This window comes from Polymorphobacter sp. (assembly GCF_048007885.1).
In the GTDB taxonomy this organism is placed as follows: domain Bacteria; phylum Pseudomonadota; class Alphaproteobacteria; order Sphingomonadales; family Sphingomonadaceae; genus Sandarakinorhabdus.
The window spans coordinates 1,763,631-1,783,254 of sequence record NZ_CP180346.1; the positions used below are offsets into that span (position 1 = coordinate 1,763,631).

Genomic DNA, 19,624 nt, shown 5'->3' on the forward strand with positions numbered 1-19,624 from the left:
CGCTGGCTGTGCGCGCGGCACCCCACCACGGCGCCGCAGGCGCGCCTGTTCAGCAGCTCCGTCGCATGAGCATGGCGATCAGGCTGGTCAGCTGGGTTGCAGCGGTGGCGGCTTCGGGACCGAAGAGTGGCGCGAGCGAAACCTGTCTGGGGCTGCGCAGGGCCGAGAGGAGCAGCCGCTCGCCGGGACCGAGGCTGGCGGCGCCGAGGCAGCCGCGCGCCGCACAGCTGGGCATTGGGCAGGGGCTTGCCGGCGCCCGGCCCGGCCCGGCGGCGGCGGGCAGCATCTGGGCGAGGCAGCGCAGCAGCACCGCCATCTCCTGCCCGGCCTCGCCGAACTGGCGGAGCAGCGCGGCCTCGACCTTGGGCTCTCGCGCGTTGGCACCGCCGCTTGCCATGGTCGCGGCGAGACAGCGCAGGCTCCAGAGCAGCACCATCTCGCGCGCTTCGGGGGGGGCTGGCTCGCCGCTGCCGCCAAGGCCGTCTGCCACAAACATCCTGCGCTCCCTTGCGATGACCCGAGGGAGTGTGCCTTACTTGCAAGTCATTCGCAATAGCAAATCTATGGGTGATCAGCAGCTGCGCGGCGCAGCCGGTCGTTGATGGCCGCCCCCAGGCCATGTGCGGGGATGGGCGCGACCGCGATGCCGGCGCGGCCGCTGGCTTCGGCAGTGTGCAGCGCGGCGAACAGCCGGGCGGCGGCGGCTTCGAGGCTGGCGTCGGGCGCGAGATTGAGATCGCCTGCGACCGCGCCGAAGCCGATATGGAATTCATCGGCGCGCGCGGTTTCGGCATCCAGCCGCACTGGCTGGCGCGGCGCATAATGGCTGGCCATCATGCCGGGCGCGATCAGGGCCTGGGTGTTGGCGCCGGCCAGCGGGCCGGTGTGGGCGACGAGCGCTTCGGCCGGGACGGCACCGGGGCGGAGCAGCCGGGCTTCGCCACCCGCCAGCTGGATGATGGTCGATTCGAGCCCGGCGCGGCACGGCCCGCCATCGAGGATCAGCCCGGCGGCCGGGCCGAGGCTGGCGGCGACATGCGCGGCTGTGGTGGGCGAGACATGGCCCGAGCGATTGGCGCTGGGCGCGGCCAGCGGCCCGACGGCGGCGATGAGCGCGCGCATCACCGGGTGGGCGGGCGCGCGCAATGCCACCGTCGGCTGGCCGCCGCTCACCGCCTCGGCGAGCGGGGCTTCCGCACGGCGGGGGAGCACGAGCGTGAGCGGGCCGGGCCAGAAGGCGGCGGCGAGCGCGCGGGCGCGGTCATCGAAAACCGCCAGCGCTTCGGCCTCGGCGAGACCGAGGACATGGACGATGAGCGGATTGCGCGACGGGCGTCCCTTGGCGGCGTAGATGGCGGCGACGCCGCGCGGGTCGGCAGCGCAGGCGGCGAGGCCATAGACCGTCTCCGTCGGCACGGCCACCACGCCGCCGGCGCGCAGGCGGGCGGCCGCAGCGGCGATGCCGGCGCTGTCGGCGGGGCGGATGAGAGACGCGTCCATGCGCTTTCTTAATGGGCAAGCGGCTTGACGCAACACCTTCGGGCGGCAAGAGACAGGGGATGATCCTCGTGACCGGCGGCGCCGGCTATATTGGCTCGCATATCGCGCTGGCGCTGCTCGACCGGGGCGACGAGGTGGTGATTCTGGATGATCTGAGCACCGGCTACCGGGCGCTGGTGCCGGCGGGCGCGGAATTTGTGGAGGGCAGCAGCGGCGACGCGGAGGCGCTGGCGGCGCTGTTTGCGCGCTACCGCCCGTCGGCGATCGTGCATTGTGCCGGATCGCTTTCGGTGCCGGAATCGGTGGCGGTGCCGCTGGCCTATTACCGCAACAATGTGGCGGGCTCGCTGACGCTGATCGAGGCGGCGCTGGCGGCCGGGGTGGAGCGGTTTCTGTTTTCCTCGACTTGCACGGTTTACGGCGCGAGCGAGGCGCTCCGGCTGCATGAAGAACTGCCGGTGGCGCCGGTCAATCCCTATGCGGCGTCGAAGGCGATGGTCGAGCGGATGCTGTTTGATGCCGCGGCCGCGCACGGGCTGCGGGTGGCGGCGGCGCGCTATTTCAATGTGGCGGGCGCTGATCCGCAGGGGCGCTCGGGGCAGGTGTCGCGGCGCGCGGTGCATCTGATCAAGCTGGCGGTGCAGGCCGCCCTTGTGCCGGGCCGGGTGATGCAGGTGACGGGCGATGATTTCGACACGCCCGACGGGACCGGGATTCGCGACTATATCCATGTCAGCGATCTGGCAGCAGCGCATCTGGCGATGCTCGACCGGCTGGCGGGCGACCCGGCGCCGCTGGCGCTCAACATCGGCTATGGCCGGGGGGCCTCGGTGCTCGACGTTCTGGACATGGTGGACGAGGTGGCCGGCGTTCGGCTGGCGCGCGCGGTCGCGCCGCGCCGGCCGGGTGATGTGGCGCGGCTGGTGGCCGATCCGGCGCGGGCGCTGGCGCTGCTCGACTGGCGGCCGGCGCGGGACGATCTGAGGACGATCATTGCCGATGCGCTGGCCTGGGAGCGGCATCTGCTCGCAGACCCCTCCCGCTGGCCGCAAGGCTAGGCTATAGCCGGGTCGACCCCATCAAGATGCGAGCGACCATGACCTATACCGCCCCCACCGCCGAACAGCGTTTTGTGCTCGACTGCATTGCCGATCTGCCGCAGCTGGCCAGCCTGCCGCACTATGCCAATGCCACGCCCGATATGGTGGCGGCGATATTGGAGGAGGCAGCGAAGCTGGCGCAGAACGAATTTGCGCCGCTGAACCGGACCGGGGACACGGTGCCGACCCGCCTCGAGGATGGGCGGGTGACGCTGCCGCCGGGCTTTGCTGCGGCCTATGCCAAATATGTGGAGGGCGGCTGGGCCGGGCTGGGCGTGGCCGAGGCGCATGGCGGACAGGGCCTGCCCTTTGCGGTGACGGTGGCGGTGCAGGAGCAGCTGACCAGCGCCAACATGGCCTTTGCGCTGTGCATGATGCTGAGCCAGGGGGCGATCGAGGCGCTGGCGGCGCATGCCAGCCCCGAACAGCAGCAGCACTATCTCTCGAAGCTGGTGACCGGCGAATGGACCGGCACGATGAACCTGACCGAGCCGCAGGCGGGATCGGACGTGGGCGCGCTGACGACGCGGGCCGAGCCGCATGCCGATGGCAGCTACCGGCTGAAGGGGACCAAGATCTACATCACCTGGGGCGAGCATGATGTGGCGGAGAATATCGTGCATCTGGTGCTGGCCCGCCTGCCCGATGCGCCGCCGGGCACCAAGGGCATCAGCCTGTTCATCGTGCCCAAGTTTCTGGCCGATGGCCGGCGCAACGATGTCAAATGCGTGGGGCTGGAGCACAAGCTGGGCATCCATGCCTCGCCGACCTGCACGATGAGCTTTGGCGACCATGATGACTGTGTGGGCTATCTGGTCGGGGCCGAGGGCGCGGGCATGCGCGCCATGTTCACGATGATGAACAATGCGCGGGTGCAGGTGGGGCTGCAGGGCGTGGCGATTGCGGAGGCCGCGATGCAGCATGCGCTGGATTATGCGCAGAACCGGGTCCAGTCGGCGCGCTTCGGCCATGGCGGCAAGCCGGTGCGGATCATCGAGCATGCCGATGTGCGGCGCACGCTGATGACGGCGCGGGCGCTGACGCAGGCGACGCGGGCGCTGGTGTATCTGAATGCGGCGGCCGTGGACCGCGGCCATGCCGGTGACAGCGAGGGCGCCGGGCTGGCTGATCTGCTGACCCCGATTTCCAAGGCCTTTGCGACAGATTGCGGGGTCGATGTGGCCAATATGACGCTGCAGGTGTTTGGCGGCATGGGCTTTGTCGAGGAGACGGGGGCGGCGCAATTTTTGAGGGATGCGCGCATTGCGCCAATCTATGAGGGCACCAACGGCATTCAGGCGCTCGATCTGGTGGGGCGCAAGCTGAGCATGGATGGCGGCCAGCACTGGAAGCTGTTGCTCGCCGACATGCGCACCACCGTGCAGGAACTGGCCGCGCATTCGGCCCTGAACGGGCTGGCGCCCTGGCTGGAGGATGCGCTGGCGGCGGCCGAGACGACAACCCATTGGCTGGCGGCGACCAACGACCCTGACGACAAGGCCGCAGGGGCGACGCCCTATCTGCGGCTGATGGGGCTGACCATCGGCGGCTGGCTGTTGGCACGCCAGGCGCAGACGGCGCAGGCGATGCTGAGCGCCGGCGAGGGCGACCCGGCCTTTCTGGAGGCGAAGATCGCCACGGCGCGCTTTTATGCCGAGCAAATCTTGCCGCAGGCGGGCGCGCTGGCCCCGGCGGTGACGCGCGGCCCGTCGCCGCTCTACGCGATTTCGGACGCGACGCTCGCCGCCTGAGGCGGCCCTTTCGCACCCTGCCCCATGAACCCGCCCGCCGGCCCGGCGCTCTTGTGCTGCGGCTGAGAAAATTCCTGCGCGCCCGTCATTTGATTAACATAAAATAACAGGTATAAACAAAGCGTAAACGCTGCGAATCGGTCGGGCGGGTTCGATGGGAGCTAGGTATGCGCTTTTCTGCTGGTCTTTTGATGGCGACGGCCGGGCTTGCCCTTGCTGGCGCGGCACAGGCGACGACCACGATCGATTTCGAGGATGCCGCGGCAGACGATACGCTGGTGACCCCGCTCCGTTACAATGAGCTGGGCATTTCCTTTATGGCCCGCCCGGGCCTTGACCTGTTTCTCGAGCAGCGCGGCACGCAGACGTCACCGGAAGGCTTTGTCTATGACCGGGCGCCGGCAAACACCGACCGTTTCGATGTCGAGCGGGTCGGCTTTGTGCCCACCGCCGAGACGCCCGGTCTCGGCAATTATCTCCTGCGCGGCAACACGCTGTCGCAGACGCTCGAAGCCTCGACGCAGCCGTTCTTTTCGATCCTGTATCTGCGCCGCGTGGTCGGGCCGATCGGCGGGCAGATCTGGGACATTGATGGCACCAGTGCGAGCAACACCGAGCAGTGGCGGGTGGATGCGCGCAACAGCAGCGGAGCTTTGCTTGGCAGCGTGCTGAGCCCGCTTGGCAACACCAACGGCCTGAGCTCGCTCGACGGTTTGCCTTGGTCCTTTGGCTTTGACGAAACCTCGCCGTTCCTTGGTCAGATCGCTCGGCTCGATTTTGTCTTTACGGGCGGAAAATCAACAGGTCTGGGCGTGGCCTTTGATAATTTCGCTTCCGGCACCGGCCCGGATGCGCCGGTTCCCGAGCCGGCGAGCTGGGCGATGCTGATCGCCGGCTTTGGCCTGGTGGGCGCAGCGGCGCGGCGGCGGCGGCGGCAGGGCGTCGTCATCGCCTGAATTCAGGCGGCGGGCCGGGGCTCGCCGCCTCTTTCTTCCCGCTGTCCCAGCGGCTATGCCGGGCCGCATGCATCTTCACGCACGCTTTCTTGATCTCATTCTCTCCCAACTCGCTGCCATGCAGGCGGCGGGAGAGCTGCCGGCCGGGCTTGATACCGGCGCGGTGACGGCTGAGCCGCCGCGCGACCCCTCGCACGGCGACATCGCCACCAACGCCGCGATGGTTTTGACCAAGCAGGCCGGGCGGCCGCCGCGCGAGATCGCGGCGGCGCTGGCGGCGCGGCTGGCGGCGCTTGATGACATTGAGGCGGCCGAGGTGGCCGGGCCGGGCTTCATCAATCTGCGGCTGGCGCGCGGCGTGTGGGAGGCCGAGCTGGCCTCGATTCTGACGGCGGGCCATGACTATGGGCGCGGCGCGGCGCGGCCGGAGAGCCGCATCAATGTCGAATATGTGTCCACCAACCCGACCGGGCCGGTGCATGTCGGCCATTGCCGCGGCGCGGTGGTGGGCGATGCGCTGGCCAGCCTGCTGGCCTTTGCCGGGCATGAGGTGACGCGCGAATATTACATCAATGACGCGGGCGGGCAGGTCGATGTGCTCGCCCGCTCGGTGCATCTGCGCTACCGCGAGGCGCTGGGCGAGGCGGTGAGCGTGCCCGAGGGCTATTATCCGGGCGATTATCTGATCCCCATCGGCGAGGCGCTGGCGACAGAGCATGGCGACCGCTTCGTGGACGCGCCCGAGGCCGAGTGGCTGCCGATGTTCCGGGCGCTGACCGTCGAGCGGATGATGGCGCGGATCCGCGAGGACCTGGCGAGCCTCGGCATTCATCAGGACGTGTTTTTCTCCGAAGCCTCGCTAGGCAGCCGGGTGCAGGAGGCGCTCGACGCGCTCGACGCGCGCGGGCTGATCCATCAGGGCGTGCTGGAGCGGCCCAAGGGGACCAGCACCGAGGATTGGGAGCCGCGCCCGCAGACGCTGTTCCGCTCGACCGAGTTCGGCGATGACAGCGACCGGGCGATGAAGAAATCGGACGGCAGCTGGACCTATTTCGCCGGCGATGTGGCCTATCATTATGACAAGATTCAGCGGGGCTATACCGCGCTGGTCAATGTCTTTGGCGCGGACCATGCCGGCTATGTGAAGCGGGTGACGGCGGCGGTGAAGGCGCTGTCGGACGGCCGGGTGCCGCTCGACATCAAGGTGATCCAGATCGTCAAGCTGATGAAGAATGGTGCGCCGTTCAAGATGTCGAAGCGCGCCGGCAATTTCGTGACGCTGCGCGATATCGTCGATGAAGTGGGCAAGGATGTGGTGCGCTTCATCATGCTGACCAAGCGGCCGGAAAGCCCGCTTGATTTCGACTTCGCCAAGGCGGTGGAACAGACGCGCGAGAACCCGGTCTTTTATGTGCAATATGCTCATGCGCGCATTGCCTCGCTGGGGCGCAAGGTGGCCGAGGCCGGCATGGCGCTGCCGGCGGCGGACCTGTCGCTGCTTTGCGATGACGAGCTGGCGGTGCTGAAGCTGGCGGCCGGCTTTCCGCGCCTCATCGAACAGGCGGCGGACGCGCGCGAGCCGCACCGCATCGCCTTTTACCTGGCCGAACTGGCGGCGGGCTTTCACAGCCTGTGGAACGCCGGCAACGATGATGCGGCGCGGCGCTTCGTACGCCCGGACGATGCCGCGCTGACGGCCGCACGGCTGGCGCTGGCGCAGGCGGTGGGACAGGTGATCCGCAATGCGCTGGCGGTGATCGGCGTGGACGCGGCGGACGAGCTGCACTGATGGCAGGCGATGACGAGGCCCCCTGGCTGGCTGCAGCCACACCGCCGGGATCTGGCAAACGCAGCCTGACCTTTCGCATCATCGCCGGGCTTTCGGCGCTGGCGCTGGTCTCGATCATCATCGTGTTCGTGTTGCTGCGGCCGGGCGACGGCGGCGAGGCGGGCTATATGGAGGCCGCGCAGGCGCCGCTGATCCTGCCCGAGCCGGGGCCTTACAAGGTGCGCCCCGATGATCCGCGCGGGCTGGATGTGGAGGGACAGGGCGACACCATGTATGCGGCGGGCGCGGGCATTGACCAGCCGAGCGACATCGACCTTTCGGCAGCGCCCGAAGACCCGCTGCCGCGCCCCGGCACCGAGCCGGCGGGCGAGCCGGCGGGCGAGGCGGTCGACCTGTTGCCCGAGGCGATGCGGGCGACCGAGGCGCCGGCTACGCCCGCCCCTGCCCCCTCCCCTGCCCCGTCTGTTGCGCCTGCTGCGGCCCAGCCGCGCGCACCGGCGCCGCTGTCACTGGCGGCGGGCGAGGTGCAGCTTGGCGCCTATTCGTCGCGCGAGCGCGCCGAGGCGGCCTGGGGCCAGCTTGTCAGAAAGCATGGCATGCTGGGTCTGTCGCCGCGCTATGTCAGCACCCGGGTCGAGGGGCGGACGCTGTGGCGGCTGCGCACCGAGACGGCGGACCCGGCCAAGCTCTGTGCCCGGCTGGGGACGACGGGCGACCCTTGTGCGCAAGTGAAGACCAGCGAGGCCCAGCGATGATCCCGGCGTTTTTTGGACTGGCAGGCACGGTGCTCGGCGAGGCGGAGCGGGCGCTGTTTCGCAGCGCTGACCCGGCTGGCTATATTCTGTTTGCGCGCAATGTGGAGAGCCCCGAGCAGCTGCGCGCGCTGACCGCGTCGCTGACCGATCTGGCCGGGCGCGACCTGCCCATATTGATCGATCAGGAGGGCGGGCGGGTAGCCCGGCTGCGGCCGCCGCACTGGCCCGAATTTCCCAGCGGGGCGGTGTTCGACGCGCTGTACCGCCGGGCGCCGGTGACGGCCATAGAGGCCTGCCGGCTGAACGCGCTGGCACTGGCGACGATGCTGCGCGAGCTGGGCATCACGGTCGATTGCCTGCCGCTGCTCGATGTGCGTGATAACGGCGGCCATGACATCATCGGCGACCGGGCGCTGGGCGCCGAGCCGATGCAGGTGGCGGCCCTTGGCCGGGCGACGCTGGACGGGCTGCGGCAGGGCGGGGTGTGCGGGGTGGTCAAGCATATCCCCGGCCATGGCCGGGCGGCGGCGGACAGCCATCTGGAGCTGCCCGTGGTTGAGGCGAGCCTTGAGGCGCTGGAGCGCGATTTCGAGCCCTTCCGCCGGCTGGCGGCGGCGCCGATGGCGATGACGGCGCATGTCACCTACACCGCGCTCGACCCGGACAATTGCGCGACGCTGTCGCCGCGCGTGATTGAGTTCATTCGCAATGATATCGGCTTTTCGGGGCTGCTGATGTCGGACGATCTGGGCATGAAGGCGCTGAGCGGTGACTTTGGGGCGCGCGCCCGGGCCGCACTTGCAGCGGGCTGCGATATCGCGCTGCATTGCTCGGGCGAAATGGCCGAAATGGAGGCAATTGCCGCCGCTCTGGACCCGATTTCGCAAGCCGGGCGGCGGCGGCTTGATGCGGCCATGGCCTGGGCGGGCGGCGGCGACAAGACGCCGATGACGCGCTGGGCGGAGGCGCGCGACAGGCTGCTGGCGGTATGACCGACGGGCTGGAGGATGAGTTTGATGGCCCGCCGCGCGCCGCCGGGACGCCGGGGCCTCTGATCCTCCAGCTGGGCAGCTGGGAAGGCCCGCTTGACCTGCTGCTGACGCTGGCGCGTGCCCAGAAGGTCGATCTGGCGCAGATATCGATTCTTGAGCTGGTCGAGCAATATCTGACGTTCATCCGCGATGCGCGCGCGCTGAGCCTTGAGCTGGCGGCGGATTATCTGGTGATGGCGGCGTGGCTGGCCTATCTCAAATCGGCGCTGCTGCTGCCGCCCGAGCCGGATGCAGACCCGGACCCGGCGGAGCTGGCGCTGAAGCTGCAGTTTCAGTTGCAGCGGCTGAGCGCGATGCGCGAGGCGGGGCAGAAGCTGCTCGCCCGCCCGCAGCTGGGCTGGGACAATTTTCGGAGAGCCAAGCCGGAGGGGCTGACGAGCGAGGTGGAAAACCGCTATGATGTCAGCCTGTTCGAGCTGCTGAGCGCCTATGGGAATATCCAAGCGCGCGCTGCGCACGGGGTGCATGTCGTGCGCCGCCGCCCGGTGATGGCGCTGGATGAGGCGATCGAGCGGCTTGAGCGACTGCTGGGCGCGAGCCTTGACTGGGCCGAGCTGTCGCGGTTTTTGCCCGCCGGTCTGGTGGATGAAGGCTATGCGCGCTCGGTGCTGGCATCCAGCTTTGTGGCGACGCTGGAGCTGGTGCGGCAGGGCCGGGCCGAGATGAGCCAGGGCGCGGCCTTTGCGCCGATTTTGGTCAGGGGGCGGGCATGAGCGAGAATTTCGAGACGCTGCGCGCGCTGGAGGCGGTGATCTTTGCCGCCGAAGCGCCGCTTGGGCTGGCCGAGCTGGCTCGCCATGTCGGCACGCGCGGCGACCTGCCTGCGCTGCTGCGCGAGCTGGCGGACTCCTATGCGGCGCGCGGCATCAACCTTGTCGAGCGCGGCGGGCGCTGGGCCTTTCAGACCGCGCCCGACCTTGCCCATCATCTGCGGCCCACCCGCGAGGCGGTGCGCAAGCTGAGCCGGGCGGCGGTGGAGACGCTGTCGGTGATTGCCTATCATGAGCCGGTGACGCGGCCCGAGATCGAGGAGATACGGGGCGTGGCGGTATCGCCGGGCACGCTGGATGTGCTGATGGAGGCGGGCTGGGTGCGGCCGGCCGGGCGGCGCGAGACCCCGGGGCGGCCGCTGCAATATGCGACCACGCCGGGGTTTCTGGCGCATTTCAACCTGGCCAGCCGCCGCGACCTGCCCGGCCTTGCCGATCTGAAGGCGGCCGGGCTTCTTGACCGCGAGCCGCCAAAGGAGCTGCCGCTGCCGCTGGGCGGCAGTGAGAGTGACTAGGACCCCGAGCGAAGGCGAGAACGACTAGGACCCGAGCGAAGGCGAGAAAATCAGGCTCGAAGCGCCGCTATGTCGATGTCGTGGGAGAGCACGGTGCGGTCCTGCGCGTCGAGGATGCGCAAGCCGATGCGTGCGGTCTCCCAGTCGAGGGTGACAAGGCCGACATTGTCGGCGGAGAAGCTGGGGCCGAGGCGGTTCGGGCCGGCCTCTTCCTGATGCTGGCCGCGCGAGCCCATGTTGATGGCCGATGAGGTGAGCTCATAGAGCGGATAGGGCAGGCCGCGCGTCTCGCGGTAGATGCCGGCGCGGTGCCGGTCTCCGGAAACGAGGACGACGCCGCTGGCCCGGGTCTTGGCGAGCAGGGCGTAGAAGCGCTGGCGCTCGGTGGGGAACAGCCGCCAGCATTCCCAGCCATGGCCATCGGCGACGAGCTGATAGGAGGTGACGATGATGCGGACATCGGCGGGCTGGCGCAGCTGATCTTCGAGCCATTGCCATTGGTCGGCGCCGAGGATGGTGAGGGCGGGATCGGGATTTTCGATATAGCGCTCGCGCCCGGCGGCGCCGAAATCATCGGTGGCGGGCCAGTCATCGCGGAAGCTGCGCGTATCAAGGAGGATGGTCTGCACGCGGCGCCCCTCGGGGCCGGTGATGAAAGCGTCGTAGATGCCGGCGGTGCGGCGCCGGGGGTGATTTTCGGGGATGCCCCAGAAATCGAAGAACAGCGGGCGGGTCGCCTGCTTGTAGGCATAGGTGGCGCCAGCGTCGTTGAGGCCGAAATCATGATCGTCCCACACCGCGGCGATGGGCAGGCTGGCGCGGAAGCGGCGATAATCGGGCCGGGCGAGGGCTGCGGCATAGGCGGCGACCAGCTCGTCGAGGTCGGGCGAGCGGGTATCGCCATAGACATTGTCGCCCATGAACAGGAACAGCTGCGGCTGGCTGCGCAGCGCGGTTTCGAGCAGCGCGCCCGAGCGGTTCTGGTTGAAGCAGGAGCCGATGCCGATGCGGGTGAGCACGGTATCGGGATCGAGCAGCGGCGCGGGCGGGAGCGACATGCGGCCGGCGAGCGTGGGGAAGCCCGGGCGGGACGCGCCAGTGGCGCAGCCCGCCAGCGACGTGGCGGCGAGCCCGCCCAAAATCTGCCTTCGTGAAATCATGGCTGCACTCCTCTGCGGCCCGTGTTGCAGAGGCGTGTTAAAGGCGTGTGACGGTGGCTTATTTGCGGAACAGCGCCTCGCCGCGCTCGAGCGCGGTGGTGGGCTCGGCCGGTGCGGTCTCGCCGCTGGCGGCGGCTTCGGCAGCGCGGGCGGCGGCTTCGCGCTCGGCCTGAAGCTCGGCGACGAGGGCGGCGCGGTCTTCGCCCAGCTTGGCGATGTCGGGGGCGGTCTCGATGCCGGCCTTTTTGGCGGCGGCCGTGACCAGCGCGTCCATCTCGCGCTGGGTGGTGAGGCCGAGCGTCACGGGATCGATGGGGACGAGATTGGCATAGTCCCAATGCGTCTTGGTGCGGATGGCGGAGATGGTGTTCTTGGTGGTGCCGATCAGCTTGGAGATCTGGCCATCGGTGATTTCCGGGTGATTCTTGATGATCCAGAGGATGCCCTTGGGCTTGTCCTGCCGCTTGGAGACCGGCGTGTAGCGCGGGCCGGACGTGCGGCGCTGCTGCTCGGGCATGCGCGAGAGCTTGAGCGTGTAATCGGGATCGGCCTGGCCGCGGTCGATCTCCTCCTGCGTCAGCTCGCCGGCGCGGATCGGATCGCGGCCGGTCAGCTTGGTCTGGGCGGTGTCATCGGCGATGGCCTGGACCTCGAGGATGTGCAGCCCGCAAAACTCGGCGATCTGCGAGAAGCTGAGCGCGCTATTGTCCACCAGCCAGGCGGCGGTGGCGTGCGGCATCAGCGGAGTGTCGGGGCTTTGCGCCTTGGAGACGGCCATGTTTGTTCACCTTGTCGTTATGACGAAATAAAAAAGGCCGCCCCTCGGGGGCGGCTTGTGGATGTCTTCTACGCTGCGGGCCGGCGAATATCAAGGCGCGACGGTGAGCACCACCTTGCCGACATGGGCGCCTGATTCGAGATGAACATGGGCGGCGGCGGCCTCGGCGAGCGGGAACAGCCGGTCGGTGACCGGGGCAAGGCGGCCGGCCTCATATTCGGGCCAGACAGCACCTTCCAGCGTTTCGGCGATGGCGGTCTTGAAGGCGACCGGGCGCGGGCGCAGCATCGAGCCGGTGAGGGTGAGGCGCTTTGCCATGACGGCGGCGAGATCGACCTCGCCCCTGCCGCCGCGCTGAAAGGCGATGGAGACATGGCGGCCATCGGCGGCCAGACAGGCGATGTTGCGCGCGACATAATCGCCGCCGACCATGTCGAGCACGAGATCGACGCCGCGGCCGTCGGTCAGCGCCTTCACTTCGGTGACGAAATCCTGCGCCTTGTAATCGATGGCGGCGGCAGCGCCGAGCGCCAGAGCGGCGGCGCATTTGGCCGGGCTGCCGGCGGTAACGATGATGCGCAGGCCCATGAGCTGGCCGAGCTTGATGGCGGTGACGCCGATGCCGCTGGTGCCGCCATGAACGAGGCAGGTTTCACCCGTCTGGACGCGGCCACGGTCGACCATGTTGGACCAGACGGTGAACCAGGTTTCGGGCAGGCCGGCGGCATCGGCCATCGCCATGCCGGCCGGCACCGGCAGGCACTGGCCGGCGGGGGCGGTGCAATATTCGGCATAGCCGCCGCCGGGGACCAGCGCGCAGACCTTTTCGCCCACCCGCCAGCGGACCGTCTCATCGCCGAGCGCGACCACCGTGCCGGCGACTTCGAGGCCGGGGATGCGCGGGGCGCCGGGCGGCATCGGGTAGAGGCCCATGCGTTGCAGCACATCGGGCCGGTTGACCCCGGCGGCGGCGACGCGGATCAGCACTTCGCCCTCGGCAGGGCGGGGCACGGGACGGCTGACGGGCACCAGCACCTCCGGCCCGCCGGGCACTTCGGGATCGATGGCGGTCATCGTGTCGGGAATGGTCATGAGGGGATATTGACCTCGGCGCCTGTCCGGTCAACCATCAGGCGATGGACGAGGAAGAACTGGCACCAGCGCGAAAGACGAGCGGCCTGCTTGGCGAGCTGATCATGCAGGACCTCGACCGGATGAGCCGCGACGAGGTGGAGGCGCGGATCGCCACGCTGGAGGGCGAGATCGCGCGGTGCCGGGCGCGGCTCGCCGATGCCTCGGCGGTGCGCTCGGCAGCCGAGCGACTGTTCAAGAGCTAGCCCCCTTTCTTTGGCGGGTTGCGGCAGGTTTCCCTTTGCGTAAACTGAGGCGCAATGCTCGGATACGGAGCTGGGGAGACGGCGATGAATTTCGATTTTTCCGATGATGCCAAGGCGCTGGGCGAGCAGGCACAGAAGTTTCTGGCCGAGCGCGCCGGGCCGGCCCGGGCGCGCGCCGCCATGGCCGAGGGCGCGCCGGCGCATGATGCGGCGCTATGGTCGTCGGTGGCCGAACTGGGCTGGACGGCGGCGCGGGTGCCCGAGGCGCATGGCGGGCTGGGGCTGAGCGCCGAGGAGAGCGCGATGCTGGCGGAAGCTTGCGGCCAGCATCTCGCCTGTGTGCCGCTGGTCAGCCATTTGCTGGCGACCGAGGCGCTGCTGGTCGCGGCCAGCCCCGAGCAGCAGGCGCGGCTGTTCCCCAAAATTGCCAGCGGCGAGAGCATTGCGGTGGTGGCCTGGAGCGAGCCGGGCGGGGTGAGCCCGGTTTCAGTGCGGACGACGGCGGCGGGCGGCACGCTTTCCGGCGTCAAGGCGCCGGTGGCCGATCTGCCGAGCGCGTCGCTGGTGATCGTGGCGGCGGCCGGGCCGGACGGGCCTTCGCTGTGGCTGGTCGAGGCTGCCAACGCCAAGGTCGAGGCGGTGGAGACGATCGATCTTGTGCGCCGCCATGGCCGGCTGACGCTGGATGCTACCCCGGCGGAGCCGCTGGGCAGCGCCAGCGATTATCTGGTCTGGCTTGACCGGGCGGCGGTGATTCTGGCCTTTGAAGCGATGGGCACGACGGCGGCGGCGATGGCGATGACGGTCGATTATGCCAAGACCCGCGTCGCCTTTGGCCAGACCATCGGCCGCTATCAGGGGGTCAAGCACAAGTGCGCCGACATGTATATCAAGCTTGAACTGGCGCGCGCTCATGCGCTGCATGGGCTGGCGATGATTGAGGGCGGCGGCGAGCTGACGCAGGCGGCGAGTGCGGCGCGGGTGGCGAGCCTGGAGGCGCTCGGCTTCACGGTGGAGGAGACGGTGCAGCTGCACGGCGGGATCGGCTTCACCTGGGAGAGCGATTGCCAGTTTTATTATCGGCGGGGCCGCACGCTGAGCGCGGCGCTGGGGCCAAAGGCATTTTGGGCGGACCGGCTGGTGCGCGCGCTGGAGCTGCGAAACCGCGCCGCAGCGTAATCGGGGCGGCATCTGCCAATATTGGCATTGAAGGGGATAAGATATGGACTTCAACGACACCGCTGCCGAGGCCGAATATCGCGCCAGCGCGCGCGCCTGGCTCGAGGAAAATGCTGCCGAATATCGCAGCCCGCCGGCCCAGCCCTGGAAGCTTGACGAGTTCATCCGCCGTTCGAAGGCGTGGCAGAAGAAGAAGTTCGAGGCGGGCTATACGGGCATCACCTGGCCGAAATCGATGGGCGGTCAGGGCCTCTCGCCGATGCATTCGATCATCTATGGGCAGGAGGAGAGCCGCTTTCATGCGCCATCTGGCCTGTTTTCGATCGGGCTGGGCATGTGCATCCCGACCGTCTTCACCCATGGCAGCCCCGAGGTGATCGCGCGTTATGTCGCCAAGGCGCTGTTGGGCGAGGAGGTCTGGTGCCAGCTGTTTTCCGAGCCGTCGGCGGGCTCTGACCTGGCTGGCATCCGCACGCGCGCCGTGCGCGACGGCGATGAGTGGGTGATCGATGGCCAGAAGGTGTGGACCAGCTTTGCTCATGCGTCTGATTTTGGCATTGTCGTGTGCCGCACCGACCCTAGCCTGCCCAAGCACAAGGGGCTGAGCATGTTCATTGTCGACATGAAGGCCGAAGGTGTGGAGGTGCGCGGCATCAAGCAGATGTCGGGCGGCTCGGATTTCAACGAGGTGTTCTTCACCGGCGTCCGGGTGTCGGACAGCCACCGGCTGGGCGCCGAGGGCGACGGCTGGAAGGTGGCGCTGACCACGCTGATGCACGAGCGGCTGGCGGTGGGCGGCAAGCCGCGCCATGCGCCGGGCTATGCGACGCTGATGGAGCTGGCCAAGTCGGTGGAAGCGCCGGGCGGGCAGAGCGCCATCGAGGCCGCTGACGTGCGCCAGCGGATTGCGGCGAGCTATATTGCCGATGAGGGCATCAAGCTGACCCAGATGCGGGCGCTTTCGGCGCTGTCACGCGGGCAGATGCCGGGGCCGGAACAGTCGATCGCCAAGGTCGTGGTGGCCAAGACGATGCAGGACATGTCGGCCTTTGCGCTCGATCTGGCGGGCGGGGACGGCTTTGTGACCGAAGGTGCGGACCCCGAGATCGAGAAGCTGCAGGGCTCCTATCTCTGGTCAGCGGGCCTGCGCATTGCGGGCGGCACCGACGAGATCTTGCGCAACATCATCGCCGAACGCGTGCTCGGCCTGCCGGGCGACCTGCGGCCGGACAAGGACAAGCCGTTCAACGCGGCCAGCTGACAGCAGGGCGTGGCCGTGCGCGTGATGGTGATCGTCAAGGCGACCGAGGCCAGCGAGCAGGGGCTGTTTGCGCCGGAATGGACCGCGAGCATGATGGCGGCCATGGGCGCGTTCAACGATGACCTGCGCGCGGCGGGGGTTCTGGTGATGGCCGAGGGGCTTCAACCCTCGGCGCAGGGCAAGCGCATCCTGTGTGACGGGGAGGCGCGCACGGTTGCGGATGGCCCGTTTGCGCCCGCCGAGAGCCTTGTCGCCGGCTTCTGGCTCTGGGAGGTGCGGGACATGGACGAGGCGCTGGCCTGGGCAAAGCGCTGCCCGAACCCGATGCCGGTGCCGAGCGTGATCGAGATCAGGCCGCTGAACTAGCCGCTGCGCTATTCGCAGCGCAGGGTCTCGGCAGCTTCAAGCTCGGCCCTGGCGGCGGCGAGGTCGGCCTGGAAGGCGGGGGTGGCGCGCTGCTTTTCGTGGATGCTGACGGCCAGCACCCGGCCATTTTGCACGTCCGACATCCAGTGCACGCGGCAGGCGACGCGCAGATCGCCAGTGCCCTTGCCGAAGGCGCGGATCTCATTGGCGCGCGCGGGGAGCGCATCGGCAAGGGTCAGCGCCCAGAGCCAGCCGATGCCGGAATGGCCGGAAGGATAGGCCATGCCGAGCGCGGCGCCGACGCCGTCGGCGGTTTCGGGATCGCAGGCCTGGCCCTTGTCGGTGGTGAAGGGGCGGGGCCGGTTGAACTTGGCCTTGGCGGCGGCCATGGGCGGCACGAAATCGGCCGCCGTGCGCGCCAGCAGCTTTCGGGTAGCAGGACCCGGCAGCTTGCCGATGGCGCAGGTGAGCGCCTTCTGGAAGGCCGGGGCCTGGATGCTGATCTGCTCGGTGGCGGCCACCCAGTCCGGCCCGCCGATGCCGCGCGCGCTCAGCGCGTAGAGATAGCGGTCGGCGATTTCGGCGGGGCTGTTGCGCGCCGGCGGCGGCGGCAGCATGACGGCGCTGGCCATGGCAGCCTCGGGGGCGAGATAGCCCGGGGGCAGCTGCGGGGCCATCGATGGCTCAGGCGCGCCTTGGGCAAGCGCGCTGCCGGCCAGCAGGCTGGCGGCCAGAATCGCAAATCGCATCATGAACTTGTCTCCTGTTATGTGGCCAGATTGGCGGCAGCTGGCCTGTGCCGCAAGGCCGCAGTGATGATTATCTGCGCCTGCCCCCTTGATTGTTTGGCGCATGAAGGTGACATTCCTGTTGCAAGCCGAGCCCATGGAGGCCGTTCTCACAAGGGATGCGCCCCCGACCGGGTGACGCCGCACTTTTGCCGCCGCGCCCTTGCGTCGGCACCATGAGGAGACCGGGATGCCATCCTTCACCCGCGAGCTTGAAAAGACGCTCCACAACGCGCTGGCCGAAGCCGCGCGGCGCACGCATGAATATGCGACGCTCGAGCATCTGCTGCTCGCGCTGACGTCTGACACCCATGCGCTGGCCGTGCTCAAGGCCTGCAATGTCGATGTCGAGGAGCTGGGCAGCCAGCTGGCCAATTATCTGGACAATGAGCTGACGGCGCTGAAGGCCGACGCCAGCACCGACCCCTCGCCCACCGCCGGCTTCCAGCGGGTGGTGCAGCGCGCCATCCTGCACGTGCAGAGCTCGGGGCGGGACGAGGTGACGGGCGCCAATGTGCTGGTGGCGCTGTTTTCCGAGCGCGAGAGCCATGCCGTCTTCTTCCTTCAGCAGCAGGACATGAGCCGCCTCGATGCGGTGTCGTTCATCAGCCATGGCATCGCCAAGTCGGGCAGTGCTGAGGGCCGCAGCCCCAAGGGTGCGGACAAGGAGGAAGAGGTGGAGAAGCCGCGCGCGCGCAGCGAGAAGGGCAAGGAACCGGAATCGGCGCTGAAGCAGTTCACCGTCAACCTCAACGAGAAGGCGAAGACCGGCAAGATCGACCCGCTGATCGGCCGGGCCGCCGAAGTGGACCGGACCATCCAGATCCTGTGCCGCCGCTCGAAGAACAATCCGCTTTATGTGGGTGATCCCGGCGTCGGCAAGACGGCGATTGCCGAAGGGCTGGCGCGCAAGATCGTCGAGGGCAATGTGCCGGATGTGCTGAAGCCTGCCGTCATCTATTCGCTCGACATGGGCGCGCTGCTGGCCGGCACCCGCTACCGCGGGGACTTTGAGGAACGGCTCAAGAATGTGGTGAACGAGCTGGAGAAGCTGCCTGACGCCGTGCTGTTCATCGATGAGATTCACACGGTGATTGGTGCCGGGGCGACCTCGGGCGGGGCGATGGATGCCTCGAACCTGTTGAAGCCGGCGCTGTCTTCGGGCGCGATCCGCTGCATCGGCTCGACCACCTACAAGGAGTTCCGCAATCATTTCGAGAAGGACCGTGCACTGCTGCGGCGCTTCCAGAAGATCGACGTCAATGAGCCGACGGTCGAGGATGCGATCAAGATCCTGATGGGGCTGCGGCCTTCCTATGAGGCGCACCACAATCTCAAATACACGCCCGAGGCGATCAAGGCCGCAGTCGAGCTGAGCGCGCGTTACATCAATGATCGCAAGCTGCCCGACAAGGCCATCGACGTGATTGACGAGACCGGCGCCTCGCAGATGCTGCTACCCGAATCGAAGCGCCGCAAGACCGTGGGGGTGAAGGAAGTGGAGGCGGTGATCGCCACCATGGCGCGCATTCCGCCGAAATCGGTCTCGACCGACGACACCAAGGCGCTGGCCAGCCTTGAATCGGACCTGAAGCGTGTGGTCTTCGGCCAGGACAAGGCGATCGAGAAGGTGGCGTCGGCGATCAAGCTGGCGCGCGCTGGCCTGCGCGAGCCGAACAAGCCGATTGGCAGCTATCTCTTCTCCGGCCCCACCGGGGTCGGCAAGACCGAGGTGGCCCGCCAGCTGGCCAGCATCATGGGCATTCCGCTGACGCGTTTCGACATGAGCGAATATATGGAGCGCCACTCGGTCAGCCGGCTGATCGGCGCGCCGCCGGGCTATGTCGGCTTCGATCAGGGCGGCCTTTTGACCGATGCCGTTGACCAGCAGCCCCATTCGGTGCTGCTGCTCGACGAGATCGAGAAGGCGCATCCGGACCTGTTCAACATCCTTTTGCAGGTGATGGACAATGGCAGGCTGACCGACCACCACGGCAAGACGGTCGATTTCCGCAATGTCATCCTGATCATGACGACCAATGCCGGGGCGGCCGATATGGCGCGCGAGGGCATCGGCTTTGGTGCGGTCACCCGCATCGGCGAGGATGAGGAGGCGATCAAGCGGATGTTCACGCCCGAGTTCCGCAACCGGCTCGATGCGATCATCCCCTTCGATTATCTGCCGCTGTCGGTGGTGGCGCGGGTCATCGACAAGTTCGTGTTGCAGCTTGAGCTACAACTGGCTGACCGCGACGTGCATATCGCGCTAACCGACGAGGCCAAGGCGTGGCTGACCGAGCGGGGCTATGACAAGCTTTACGGTGCGCGCCCGATGGGCCGGCTGCTGCAGGACAAGATCAAGCAGCCGCTGGCCGAGGAGCTGCTGTTTGGCAAGCTGGCGCATGGCGGCGAGGTGCGGGTCTATGTGAAGGACAATGACCTGGCCTTCGAGATCGTGCCGGCGCCCAAGAAGCCGCCGCGCGCGAAGAAGCCGAGGGCGAAGAAGCCGCAGGCGCCGCCGGTCGAGGCCTGAGCGCGGTGCCGGGGGCGCACACGCCCCCGGCGCA

Annotated in this window: 19 protein-coding genes; 13 read left to right on the forward strand and 6 right to left on the reverse strand. The window is 68.3% G+C overall.

The genetic code is table 11. The annotated features are described in order from the left end of the window. Window positions 1–49: 49 nt before the first annotated feature. Window positions 50–496, reverse strand: a complete 447-nt coding sequence (locus ACMVO5_RS08315; protein WP_416907055.1) for a hypothetical protein — start codon at window positions 494–496, stop codon at window positions 50–52. A gap of 65 nt (window positions 497–561) precedes the next feature. Next, the gene (locus ACMVO5_RS08320) at window positions 562–1,500 is read right to left on the reverse strand and encodes an L-threonylcarbamoyladenylate synthase (RefSeq protein WP_416907056.1); all 939 of its coding nucleotides are present in this window, start codon (window positions 1,498–1,500) and stop codon (window positions 562–564) included. Window positions 1,501–1,559: 59 nt separating this feature from the next. On the opposite strand from ACMVO5_RS08320, the gene galE reads away from it, so the two are divergent. The 8 genes from galE to scpB all read left to right on the forward strand — a co-directional run bounded on the left by galE (window position 1,560) and on the right by scpB (window position 10,188). After that, window positions 1,560–2,558, forward strand: a complete 999-nt coding sequence (gene galE, locus ACMVO5_RS08325; RefSeq protein WP_416907057.1) for a UDP-glucose 4-epimerase GalE — start codon at window positions 1,560–1,562, stop codon at window positions 2,556–2,558. Between the two features lie 38 nt (window positions 2,559–2,596). Continuing rightward, complete coding sequence (locus tag ACMVO5_RS08330) at window positions 2,597–4,351, forward strand: acyl-CoA dehydrogenase (RefSeq protein ID WP_416907058.1); 1,755 nt, start codon at window positions 2,597–2,599, stop codon at window positions 4,349–4,351. Between the two features lie 167 nt (window positions 4,352–4,518). Then, window positions 4,519–5,307 carry a PEPxxWA-CTERM sorting domain-containing protein gene (locus ACMVO5_RS08335; protein ID WP_416907059.1) on the forward strand — a complete coding sequence of 263 codons (789 nt, stop codon included), beginning with the start codon at window positions 4,519–4,521 and terminating at the stop codon, window positions 5,305–5,307. Between the two features lie 67 nt (window positions 5,308–5,374). Further along, on the forward strand, window positions 5,375–7,096 hold the full coding sequence (argS, locus tag ACMVO5_RS08340; RefSeq protein ID WP_416907060.1) for an arginine--tRNA ligase: 1,722 nt from the start codon (window positions 5,375–5,377) through the stop codon (window positions 7,094–7,096). Continuing rightward, window positions 7,096–7,851, forward strand: a complete 756-nt coding sequence (locus tag ACMVO5_RS08345) for an SPOR domain-containing protein (RefSeq protein ID WP_416907061.1) — start codon at window positions 7,096–7,098, stop codon at window positions 7,849–7,851. The genes argS and ACMVO5_RS08345 overlap by 1 nt, the downstream gene beginning before the upstream one ends. After that, a complete protein-coding gene (nagZ, locus tag ACMVO5_RS08350) occupies window positions 7,848–8,843 on the forward strand; it encodes a beta-N-acetylhexosaminidase (RefSeq protein WP_416907062.1) in 996 nt (331 codons plus the stop codon). The genes ACMVO5_RS08345 and nagZ overlap by 4 nt, the downstream gene beginning before the upstream one ends. Further along, the gene (locus tag ACMVO5_RS08355; RefSeq protein WP_416907063.1) at window positions 8,840–9,616 is read left to right on the forward strand and encodes a segregation and condensation protein A; all 777 of its coding nucleotides are present in this window, start codon (window positions 8,840–8,842) and stop codon (window positions 9,614–9,616) included. The genes nagZ and ACMVO5_RS08355 overlap by 4 nt, the downstream gene beginning before the upstream one ends. Then, the gene (gene scpB / locus ACMVO5_RS08360; RefSeq protein ID WP_416907064.1) at window positions 9,613–10,188 is read left to right on the forward strand and encodes an SMC-Scp complex subunit ScpB; all 576 of its coding nucleotides are present in this window, start codon (window positions 9,613–9,615) and stop codon (window positions 10,186–10,188) included. Before ACMVO5_RS08355 ends, scpB begins: the two co-directional genes overlap by 4 nt. A gap of 50 nt (window positions 10,189–10,238) precedes the next feature. Here the strand turns inward: scpB and ACMVO5_RS08365 are convergent, their stop codons facing one another. The 3 genes from ACMVO5_RS08365 to ACMVO5_RS08375 all read right to left on the reverse strand — a co-directional run bounded on the left by ACMVO5_RS08365 (window position 10,239) and on the right by ACMVO5_RS08375 (window position 13,218). Then, the gene (locus ACMVO5_RS08365) at window positions 10,239–11,348 is read right to left on the reverse strand and encodes an alkaline phosphatase D family protein (protein WP_416907065.1); all 1,110 of its coding nucleotides are present in this window, start codon (window positions 11,346–11,348) and stop codon (window positions 10,239–10,241) included. Between the two features lie 58 nt (window positions 11,349–11,406). Beyond that, window positions 11,407–12,087, reverse strand: a complete 681-nt coding sequence (locus ACMVO5_RS08370) for a cell cycle transcriptional regulator TrcR (protein WP_416909339.1) — start codon at window positions 12,085–12,087, stop codon at window positions 11,407–11,409. Between the two features lie 129 nt (window positions 12,088–12,216). Continuing rightward, window positions 12,217–13,218 carry an NAD(P)H-quinone oxidoreductase gene (locus ACMVO5_RS08375; RefSeq protein ID WP_416907066.1) on the reverse strand — a complete coding sequence of 334 codons (1,002 nt, stop codon included), beginning with the start codon at window positions 13,216–13,218 and terminating at the stop codon, window positions 12,217–12,219. Window positions 13,219–13,262: 44 nt separating this feature from the next. Here ACMVO5_RS08375 and ACMVO5_RS08380 point away from each other — a divergent pair, with 44 nt between their 5' ends. From ACMVO5_RS08380 to ACMVO5_RS08395, 4 genes are all read left to right on the forward strand, one after another. Beyond that, on the forward strand, window positions 13,263–13,463 hold the full coding sequence (locus ACMVO5_RS08380; RefSeq protein ID WP_416907067.1) for a DUF1192 domain-containing protein: 201 nt from the start codon (window positions 13,263–13,265) through the stop codon (window positions 13,461–13,463). A gap of 84 nt (window positions 13,464–13,547) precedes the next feature. Then, the gene (locus ACMVO5_RS08385; RefSeq protein ID WP_416907068.1) at window positions 13,548–14,642 is read left to right on the forward strand and encodes an acyl-CoA dehydrogenase family protein; all 1,095 of its coding nucleotides are present in this window, start codon (window positions 13,548–13,550) and stop codon (window positions 14,640–14,642) included. 43 nt (window positions 14,643–14,685) lie between these two features. After that, window positions 14,686–15,903 carry an acyl-CoA dehydrogenase family protein gene (locus ACMVO5_RS08390; protein ID WP_416907069.1) on the forward strand — a complete coding sequence of 406 codons (1,218 nt, stop codon included), beginning with the start codon at window positions 14,686–14,688 and terminating at the stop codon, window positions 15,901–15,903. Window positions 15,904–15,918: 15 nt separating this feature from the next. Beyond that, window positions 15,919–16,269: a YciI family protein gene (locus tag ACMVO5_RS08395; protein WP_416909340.1), complete on the forward strand. Its 351-nt coding sequence runs from the start codon at window positions 15,919–15,921 to the stop codon at window positions 16,267–16,269. An 8-nt stretch (window positions 16,270–16,277) separates the two neighbouring features. On the opposite strand, the gene ACMVO5_RS08400 is transcribed toward ACMVO5_RS08395, so the two are convergent. Next, entirely contained in the window at window positions 16,278–17,021 is a 744-nt protein-coding gene (locus tag ACMVO5_RS08400) for a phosphatase PAP2 family protein (protein WP_416907070.1), read from the reverse strand. 226 nt (window positions 17,022–17,247) lie between these two features. Between ACMVO5_RS08400 and clpA the strand changes: the two genes are divergently transcribed. Next, window positions 17,248–19,590: an ATP-dependent Clp protease ATP-binding subunit ClpA gene (clpA, locus tag ACMVO5_RS08405; RefSeq protein WP_416907071.1), complete on the forward strand. Its 2,343-nt coding sequence runs from the start codon at window positions 17,248–17,250 to the stop codon at window positions 19,588–19,590. The last annotated feature ends 34 nt before the right edge of the window (window positions 19,591–19,624 follow it).

Excerpts from the sequence above, each read along its gene's own strand:
- ACMVO5_RS08315 (WP_416907055.1), bottom strand. The coding sequence starts at position 496 with ATGTTTGTGGCAGACGGCCTTGGCGGCAGCGGCGAGCCAGCCCCCCCC.
- ACMVO5_RS08320 (WP_416907056.1), bottom strand. The coding sequence starts at position 1,500 with ATGGACGCGTCTCTCATCCGCCCCGCCGACAGCGCCGGCATCGCCGCT.
- galE (WP_416907057.1), top strand. The coding sequence starts at position 1,560 with ATGATCCTCGTGACCGGCGGCGCCGGCTATATTGGCTCGCATATCGCG.
- ACMVO5_RS08330 (WP_416907058.1), top strand. The coding sequence starts at position 2,597 with ATGACCTATACCGCCCCCACCGCCGAACAGCGTTTTGTGCTCGACTGC.
- ACMVO5_RS08335 (WP_416907059.1), top strand. The coding sequence starts at position 4,519 with ATGCGCTTTTCTGCTGGTCTTTTGATGGCGACGGCCGGGCTTGCCCTT.
- argS (WP_416907060.1), top strand. The coding sequence starts at position 5,375 with ATGCATCTTCACGCACGCTTTCTTGATCTCATTCTCTCCCAACTCGCT.
- ACMVO5_RS08345 (WP_416907061.1), top strand. The coding sequence starts at position 7,096 with ATGGCAGGCGATGACGAGGCCCCCTGGCTGGCTGCAGCCACACCGCCG.
- nagZ (WP_416907062.1), top strand. The coding sequence starts at position 7,848 with ATGATCCCGGCGTTTTTTGGACTGGCAGGCACGGTGCTCGGCGAGGCG.
- ACMVO5_RS08355 (WP_416907063.1), top strand. The coding sequence starts at position 8,840 with ATGACCGACGGGCTGGAGGATGAGTTTGATGGCCCGCCGCGCGCCGCC.
- scpB (WP_416907064.1), top strand. The coding sequence starts at position 9,613 with ATGAGCGAGAATTTCGAGACGCTGCGCGCGCTGGAGGCGGTGATCTTT.
- ACMVO5_RS08365 (WP_416907065.1), bottom strand. The coding sequence starts at position 11,348 with ATGATTTCACGAAGGCAGATTTTGGGCGGGCTCGCCGCCACGTCGCTG.
- ACMVO5_RS08370 (WP_416909339.1), bottom strand. The coding sequence starts at position 12,087 with ATGCCGCACGCCACCGCCGCCTGGCTGGTGGACAATAGCGCGCTCAGC.
- ACMVO5_RS08375 (WP_416907066.1), bottom strand. The coding sequence starts at position 13,218 with ATGACCATTCCCGACACGATGACCGCCATCGATCCCGAAGTGCCCGGC.
- ACMVO5_RS08380 (WP_416907067.1), top strand. The coding sequence starts at position 13,263 with ATGGACGAGGAAGAACTGGCACCAGCGCGAAAGACGAGCGGCCTGCTT.
- ACMVO5_RS08385 (WP_416907068.1), top strand. The coding sequence starts at position 13,548 with ATGAATTTCGATTTTTCCGATGATGCCAAGGCGCTGGGCGAGCAGGCA.
- ACMVO5_RS08390 (WP_416907069.1), top strand. The coding sequence starts at position 14,686 with ATGGACTTCAACGACACCGCTGCCGAGGCCGAATATCGCGCCAGCGCG.
- ACMVO5_RS08400 (WP_416907070.1), bottom strand. The coding sequence starts at position 17,021 with ATGATGCGATTTGCGATTCTGGCCGCCAGCCTGCTGGCCGGCAGCGCG.
- clpA (WP_416907071.1), top strand. The coding sequence starts at position 17,248 with ATGCCATCCTTCACCCGCGAGCTTGAAAAGACGCTCCACAACGCGCTG.